Origin of the sequence: Streptomyces sp. NPDC059909 (assembly GCF_042730885.1) — a bacterium.
Classification (GTDB): Bacteria; Actinomycetota; Actinomycetes; order Streptomycetales; family Streptomycetaceae; genus Streptomyces.
In genome coordinates, this window is the sequence record NZ_JBHWKX010000146.1 from 1 (window position 1) to 7,754 (window position 7,754).

7 protein-coding genes and 1 pseudogene are annotated in these 7,754 nt (G+C 68.1%); 3 read left to right on the forward strand and 5 right to left on the reverse strand.

Translation table 11 applies throughout. The features are described from left to right. Nucleotides 1-278, forward strand: a pseudogene (locus tag ACFV9O_RS38805) (hypothetical protein); the annotation flags it as partial. Nucleotides 279-297: 19 nt separating this feature from the next. Then, a complete protein-coding gene (locus ACFV9O_RS38810) occupies nt 298-843 on the forward strand; it encodes a hypothetical protein (protein WP_385427372.1) in 546 nt (181 codons plus the stop codon). Nucleotides 844-896: 53 nt separating this feature from the next. On the opposite strand, the gene ACFV9O_RS38815 is transcribed toward ACFV9O_RS38810, so the two are convergent. The 4 genes from ACFV9O_RS38815 to ACFV9O_RS38830 all read right to left on the reverse strand — a co-directional run bounded on the left by ACFV9O_RS38815 (nt 897) and on the right by ACFV9O_RS38830 (nt 5,905). Then, entirely contained in the window at nt 897-2,270 is a 1,374-nt protein-coding gene (locus ACFV9O_RS38815; protein WP_385427375.1) for an ATP-binding protein, read from the reverse strand. Continuing rightward, a complete protein-coding gene (locus tag ACFV9O_RS38820; protein ID WP_385427377.1) occupies nt 2,263-2,973 on the reverse strand; it encodes a response regulator transcription factor in 711 nt (236 codons plus the stop codon). Before ACFV9O_RS38820 ends, ACFV9O_RS38815 begins: the two co-directional genes overlap by 8 nt. Continuing rightward, complete coding sequence (locus tag ACFV9O_RS38825) at nt 2,970-5,492, reverse strand: heavy metal translocating P-type ATPase (RefSeq protein ID WP_385427380.1); 2,523 nt, start codon at nt 5,490-5,492, stop codon at nt 2,970-2,972. Before ACFV9O_RS38825 ends, ACFV9O_RS38820 begins: the two co-directional genes overlap by 4 nt. 116 nt (nt 5,493-5,608) lie before the next feature. After that, nucleotides 5,609-5,905, reverse strand: coding sequence for a metal-sensitive transcriptional regulator (locus ACFV9O_RS38830; RefSeq protein ID WP_385427383.1), 297 nt, complete (start codon nt 5,903-5,905; stop codon nt 5,609-5,611). A 251-nt stretch (nt 5,906-6,156) separates the two neighbouring features. Here ACFV9O_RS38830 and ACFV9O_RS38835 point away from each other — a divergent pair, with 251 nt between their 5' ends. Next, nucleotides 6,157-6,492: a hypothetical protein gene (locus ACFV9O_RS38835; RefSeq protein ID WP_385427386.1), complete on the forward strand. Its 336-nt coding sequence runs from the start codon at nt 6,157-6,159 to the stop codon at nt 6,490-6,492. Nucleotides 6,493-6,679: 187 nt separating this feature from the next. Here the strand turns inward: ACFV9O_RS38835 and ACFV9O_RS38840 are convergent, their stop codons facing one another. Next, nucleotides 6,680-7,315, reverse strand: coding sequence for a DUF3105 domain-containing protein (locus tag ACFV9O_RS38840; protein WP_385427389.1), 636 nt, complete (start codon nt 7,313-7,315; stop codon nt 6,680-6,682). Between the last annotated feature and the right edge of the window lie 439 nt (nt 7,316-7,754).

The window sequence follows — 7,754 nt, forward strand, 5'->3', positions numbered from 1 at the left end:
GCCCATGGGGCTTGCTTGAGCCGGTTGCTCGGAAACGGGCATGGCCGGTTCTGAGGGGGGACCGCTGCAGCAATGCAGCGGTCCTACCCGACGAGGCCGAGTTCGCAGCCCTGCGCTACTTCGCACTCAACGGCACCGACCACCGCAGCCACGACGAGCAGAACGCCGCCATCGCCGCCTACGTCCGCTGGCGCAATACACACACGGAACCGAAGACCAACTTCGCCCCCGACTCACCGATCCGCCAATGGACCCAATACCCGACCAAGGCTGCGTGACGAGCCACTAGTGATGATCATGCCTCCTCGCCTCCGCAAGATCGTGCTCACCACACACGTCGTCACCTCGGTCGGCTGGCTCGGCGCGGTCCTTGCCTACCTCGTGCTCGGCATCACCGCTGTCACCAGCCAGGACATACCGGAGGTGCGTGGCGCGTACGCCGCGATGGAGGTGACGGTCCTGTACGCGATCGTCCCGCTGGCCCTCGCGTCGGTGCTCATCGGGATCGTCAACGCGCTGGGCACCTCGTGGGGACTGTTCCAGCACTACTGGGTGCTGGTGAAACTCCTGCTCACTGTCTTCGCCGCCACGGTCCTGCTGATAGAGACACAGACTGTGAGCCACCTGGCAGAGATGGCGAGGTCCAGTGCCAATTCCCGCGAGCTGCCGGGCACATTGCTCCACTCCGTCGGCGGCCTGGTGGTGCTGCTCATCATCACGATCCTGTCGATGTTCAAGCCGCGGGGCGTGACCCGGTACGGGTGGCGCAAGCAGAACGAGCACCGCGCACGTCAACGGGCTACAGCCAAGGGTGATCAAGCAGCCGACCTGGCCGCTCGCTGACACCGGGACACGCGCAGCGGTTGCCGTGCGCCGTCGACCGGTGCGATAAGCCGTCAGCGGTCGAGGGCGGGCAGGCGGGTGGTGAAGGTGGTGCCGTGACCGGGGGTGCTGTCGGCGGTGATGGTGCCGCCGTGGGCGGCGGCGAGTTCGGCGGCCACGGCCAGCCCGATGCCGGATCCGTCGGCGCGGGCGGCCCTGCTGCGGAAGAAGCGGTCGAAGATGCGGGGGAGTTCTTCGGCGGGGATTCCGGGGCCGGTGTCGATTACCCGCAGTTCGGCCCAGTCGCCGTCCTGACGCAGGGTGACGATGACGGTGCCGCCCGCGGGAACGAACTTCAACGCGTTGGTGAGCTGGTTGGTCACGATCTGCCGCAGCCGTTCCGCGTCGCCGTCGACCTGCACCTCTGCAGGGAGGTCGATGCGCAGAATGATCCCGGCCTCGGTGAAGCGGTCGGCGAGGTGGCCGGCGGTGTCGCGGACGAGGGCGGTGAGGGACAGCGGTTCCCGTTTGAGGGTGAAGACAGCGGCGTCCGCGGAAGCGACGGTCTCCAGGTCGGCGATGAGCCGTCCCAGGCGCAGGGTCTCGTCGTGCAGGGAGGTGATGAGCTCCGGGGTGGGTTCGCGGATGCCGTCCTGGACGGCTTCGAGTTCGCTGCGCAGGATGGCAAGTGGGGTGCGCAGTTCGTGTGCGATGTCGGACGCGAAGAGGCGGCGGAGTTCATCCTCCTTCTTCACCCGGTCGGCCATGGTGTTGAAGGTCGTGGCCAGTTGGCCGATCTCGTTGTCAGGGATGGTGGTCACGCGCCGGTCCCGCTGCCCGGCGGCCAAGTCATCGGCGGCGTGGGTGAGTTCGGTGATGGGGGCGGTGACCCGTCGTGCGGTGTACAGGCCGACAGCGAGGGCGACCAGCCCTGCCGTAACTCCGCCGGCGACGAGCACCTGGTTGACGTCGGCCCGGAAGCCCTGGTCGACGGCAGGGATCTGGCCCTTCGGGACACGGACGTCCAGGGTGCCGACGCGCCGTCCGTCCACCATGACGGGCAGGGCACGTACGGGGCCGAGCTCTCCGATGCCCATCATGTCCCGATGCATGGCCGCCATCGCCGGGTCCACGCTGGCATCATTGAGCGACCAGATCTCCTGCCCGCGTTCGCCGCGCAGTTCGACCTGCGAGCCGGTCATCGTCACCGTCGGCGCGAGTTCGTTCAGCGATTCGGGAGTCCAGGCATCGGCCCGCTGGTACTCGGCCGCGAACAGGGCGACCAACTGCTCCTGGCGGACCTGCTGCTGCTTGGCGAGGTAGTCGTCGAAGCGCGCCCCGAATGCGACGTTGACCAGGATCGCGGTAAGGGCCGCCGCGCCGATGCCCAGGGCGGCGAAGGCCAGCGCCAGGCGGCGGGCGAACCGACCGCGCAGCAGATCACGCATCTCTGTCCAGTCCCAGCTTGTAACCGACTCCGGGCACGGTGACGATCACGCGGGACGGCGGGGTGTCCCCGAGCTTGCGGCGCAGGTTCTTCACATGCACGTCAATGGTGCGCTCGTACGCCTCGAACGTGTGGCCCTGGACCCTGCCGACCAGTTCCATGCGGGTCCATGCCCGGCCGGGGCGCGTGGCGAGCGCGGTGAGCAGGTCGAACTCAGTCCGGGTTAGCTCGACCGGATGCCCGTCGCTCTGCACCTCGCGGCGCTCGGTATCGATCCGCAGCCGGCCGTCGCCGTAGGCGAAGGCTGCTTCCTCGGCTGCTGCGCGCCCGCCCAGGGTGCGGCGCAGCACCGCCTCGATCCGGGCGACAAGCTCGCGTGGACTGAACGGCTTGACGACATAGTCGTCGGCGCCGAGGCGCAGCCCCATGACACGGTCGTTCTCGGCGGCCTTGGCGGTGAGCATGACGATCGGCACGTCGCTGGTCTTGCGCAGCAGCCGGGCCACCTCCTCACCGGGCAGGCCGGGCAGCCCGAGATCGAGGACGATCAGGTCGGGCAGGGCGGTGCGGGCCAGATCGAGGGCTTGGCGGCCCTCGCTTGCCTCCAGCACCCCGTACCCCTCGCGCTCCAGGTAGTCGCGGACCAGGGCGCGCAGCTTCAGTTCGTCGTCGACGACCAGGACGGTCGCGGTCGCGGATGTCATGAGGCGGCCACCTTGATCGAGGGCTGGGCTCCCGCGGGCTGCCGGGTAGGGGTGGGGAGCGGCTTCGGGGTGAAGGTGCGCAGCCGGTTGGCGTTGCCCACCACCGACAGCGACGACAGCGCCATCGCCGCGGCGGCGATGATCGGGCTGAGCAGCCAGCCGGTGAATGGGTAGAGGACACCGGCCGCCAGCGGGATGCCCGCGGTGTTGTAGACGAAAGCCAGGACCAGGTTCTGGCGGATGTTGCGCATCGTGGCCCGGCTCAATGTCACGGCAGTGACCACTCCGCTCAGCGCCCCCGAGATCAGGGTGATGTCGGACGCCTCGATGGCGACGTCCGTGCCGGTGCCGATGGCGAAGCCGACATCGGCCTGGGCGAGCGCGGGGGCGTCGTTGATGCCGTCCCCGACCATGCCGACCTGCTTGCCTTCGTCCTGCAGCCGCTGGATCTCCTGCGCCTTGTTCTCCGGCAGCACCTCGGCGAGGACCCGGTCGATGTCGACCTGGCGTGCGATGGCCTCGGCGGTACGACGGTTGTCGCCGGTGATCATCACGACTTCGAGGCCGAGTCGCTTCAGTCCGGCGATGGCGGCGGCCGAGTCCTCCTTGACGGTGTCGGCGACCGCCACCACGCCGGCCAGCCGCCCGTCGACCGCCGCGAAGATCGGCGTCTTTCCCTCGGCGGCGAGGTGGTCCGCCTCTGGTTGCAGGGGAGCGGTGTCGATGCCCGCATCGGTGAGCAGGGCGGGCTTGCCCACGAGGAGACGGTGTCCGTCGACGGTGGCGGTGATGCCCTTGCCGGTCACCGAGTCGAACTCGCTCGCGGCCGCGAGGCGGATGCCGCGTTCGGCAGCGCCCTGCACGATGGCCTGGCCGAGGGGGTGCTCGGAGGAGTCCTCGGCGGAGGCGATCAGGCGTACGAGATCGTCCTCGGCGAATCCGTTCGACGGGGCGACGTCGGTCAGCGTGGGCCGGCCCTGGGTGATGGTGCCGGTCTTGTCCAGCACGATCGTCTGCAGCCGGTGCGCCGTTTCCAGAGCCTCGGCGGAGCGGATGAGGATGCCGTTCTGTGCGCCCTTGCCGGTGCCCACCATGATCGACAGCGGGGTGGCCAGGCCGAGCGCGCAGGGGCAGGCGATGATCAGTACGGCCACGGCGGAGACGAGCCCCAAGGTCAGGGCCGGGGCAGGCCCGACGATGTACCAGACGGCGAAGGTGGCGATGGCGATGAAGACCACCGCCGGGACGAAGTAGCTCGCCACCAGGTCCGCGATCCGCTGGATGGGGGCCCTGGACGCCTGCGCCTGCTGCACGAACCGGATGATCTGCGCCAGCATCGTGTCGGCGCCGACCTTGGTCGCCTTCAGCCGGAAGGCGCCGGTCTGGTTGACGGTCGCACCGACCACCTCGTCCCCGACGCTCTTGGTCACCGGGATCGACTCCCCGGTCACCATGGACTCGTCCAGGGTGGAGCGACCGTCGACGATGACTCCGTCCACCGGGACCTTCTCCCCGGGCCGGACCACGACCACATCACCGGCCACCACGTCCTCAACCGGTATCTCAAGCTCCGTCCCGTCCCGTACGACCCGGGCCGTCTTGGCCTGCAATCCCAGGAGTTCACGGATCGCTTGCCCTGTACCGGCCTTGGCTTTCGCCTCGAACAGTCGGCCCAGCAGAATCAACGTGAGGATGACCCCGACGGCCTCGTAGTAGACCTCGCGTACCCCGGCAGGCAGCAGCCCCGGCGCCACGGTGACCAGCAGGCTGTAGCCGTATGCCGCGCAGGTGCCCAGGGTGATCAGCGTGTTCATCTCGGCGCTGCGGGTCCGCAGCGCGAGCCACCCGGTCCGGTGGATCGGCCAGCCCGTGTAGAACATCACCGGCGTGATCAGCGCGAGTTGGCACCACCGGTTGAGCAGTAGGTCCGGCACGTCGGCGCCGAGGAACTCGTGCAGCATCACCGCCAGTACGACTGGTGCGGACAGAACAGCACCGACGAGCACCCGCCGGGACAGATCCTTGATCTCCGCCTGGCGCTCGGCAGCTTCGGTCTCGCCGGTGTCGATCTCGCCCGGTACGGCTACGGGGGAGACTGCTGCTTCCTCGGTGACGGCGGACGGTACGGCGGCACCGTCCCCGGCGCCCGGCTCGACCAGCAGCGTGCCGTGCACCATGCTCATGCCGCAGGCGAAGCCGAACCGGCCCGCCTTGTCGGGCGTGAACTCCACCGTTGCTTTGCCGAACGCCGGAAGCGACTTGGCGAGGGCGAAGTCCGGGAAGAGCACACGGGAGGTGCAGTCTCCGCTCTCCTGCCGGTCGAAGACGAGACGGACGGGCACGCCCTGGCGGACCCGGATCAGGTCAGGGGAGTAACCACCCTTCACGGTGATCCCGATCTCCTGGGCGCCGCCCCGAAGTTCGGCCAGCTGGGCTTTCCTGGGGCCGAAGAAGAACCAGGCGAGCAGAGCGATCAGCGCACAGGCGCCGATGAGAACCCCGATCTGGTCCGCGCTCATGACGTCCTCCCTATGAGCTGCGTCCCGATGGCACATCTGCTGCTTTCGCAGCGAACGATCACGGTGATCACGTTGGGCATGACGTCAACTCCCTCGTCCTTTGCCGTCGACGCCGGTCAGCGGTGCCGGAACAGCACCTTCATGAGCTCGTCGTAGATGAGCGGGTCATCGCCCTTGATCGCGTCGGTGACGCACCGTTCCAGGTAGTTGCGCATCACCTGACGGGATACGCCGTCCAGGGCCTTGCGCACGGATTCGATCTGGTCCAGGACGTCGACGCAGTGCCGACCCTCCCGGATCATCCGGGTGACGCCCTGCACCTGTCCGCTGATCTTCGCCAGTCGTACGACCGCATCGTCCACGACGTCCGGGGCGAGGAACTGCTTCCCCTGATGAACCTGTTGGTTCTTCATCCGAACCTCCCTCCACTGTGGACGCTACGCCTACCCCCTAGGGGTAGCAAACCGCTCCTATAGTGCCTACTCGGTTGCCGCGGGCTGCTTGGTGGTCGAGTTTGTGCTGGTAGCCGCCCGGAGCTCCTCCCGCGTGTGGGAATCCCGCAGGTGCGAGTGCACAGCGCCCCCACATCGGCGCTTCATGGCTCCTTCACAGCCCGTGCCTAGCGTCGATGACACACAGCCCCGCCTGGCACAAGGAGCGAATCATGATCAAGCGCAGGACCATCGGCCTGGCCGTCGCGACCGCCGTCCTCGGCGGTGTCGGCACCTACGGCGCCACCGCCGCGCTCGCCGCGACCTCGGCCTCTGAACCCAGGCCCGCAGCGACATACAGCTCCGATTCCGGACCTGGGGCGCGCGCCGGCCACGACAGGGAGGAGATGATCCGGCACTGCACGGAGCATCTGCCCGCCTCTGAGCGCGCAAAGGCGCGGCAGCACATGGAAGAGATGATGTCCGAAGGCATGATGTCCGGCTCGATGATGGGCGGTTCGACCGAGCACGGACACCACAGCGAAGACGGACGCAACGGCATGGGCTGACCGTGCATCGAACACACAGGCCCGGCGCATTGCGGCGGGCCTATCTCGCCCTGTGCGCCGTGCGGGCCACCGAATCATGGGCCGTGCGGGCCGCTTCTCGACGCGACGCCGCTGGCGTCGTTCTTCGTCGGGACGGTGATGATCCTGCCGACCGCGGTGATCCCGAACTTCTCCTTCCGCGTGACGGTCAGGCTGTCTTCCCTCCGGTGCAGGCGGCTCCCGGCTCGGGCGTCTGCGCGCCTTGGACGTACTTGTCGAAGAACTCCGCCACGCGGGCGTCGGATGCCGTGGTCACATTCAGTTGGTGTCCCCAAGCGGTCAGGGTGATCGGCGAGGGCTGGCCGGGGAATGGGCTCATCAGGCTGTATGGGGTCTTCGACACTCGGTCGCTGAGCGACTTGACGTCACTGGGTGCCGCCTTTTCGGTGTAGGTGACCCAGACAGCGCCGTGTTCCAACGAGTGCACGGCGTTCTCCTCGGCCACCGGCTTGGTGTACACGTCGCCGTTGCAGTTCTGCCAGACCGGGTCGTGGTCACCGCCGGCACCCGGTGTCATCGGGTACCTGACGTCCTTGGTGACATGGGTCTGACTGAGGTTCGACCAGGTCTGTTCGCCCGCGACCGGAGCGGCCTTCTCCTGCTCGGCCCCCTGTGTGGTGGCGAGGAGGTACCAGGCGCCGCCGACAAGGGCCGCGAGGATCACTGCGGCGACGACCAGCGTGATGATCTTGTTCCGGCGGTTTCGTGCCTGATCTGCGCGGCGCAGTTCCTCTATTCGGGCGCGGCGTGCGGCGGGCTTGTCTCTGGAACTTCGGGACCCCATGGCGTGTCCTTGTCCCCGCCGTTTACCCGGGGCGGCGGTATGAATGGGGCTGGCGTCGGACTGCGTAGTGAATGCGCCGTGTGGATGGCTCGCGCGTGGTGATGTCGGGGCTGGTCTGCTCACTCGCGTCCCGCGGCCGTCGCCGGTTGGGCCCGAGATGGTCCGCACGTTGACAGCTGCCCCGTCGACCATCTCCATCGTAGGAACGACCGCCCCTTGGGTGCGACTCGCTGAGCTGGGTGATCGCGACTTTGAGATCGGGGACGCCGAGGCGGACCTGGTCGGCGAGTGTGCGCAGCGCGACGACGACGGCGGGGTGGTCCGGGGGCAGCTGCAACCATGACCTAGTGTCCTGAGTCTTTATTCCGCCATAGAAGTAGGCTGGGCTCATGGCGCGTATGGGTCGGCCGACGGTCGAGGTGGTTCTGGCGGATGAGGA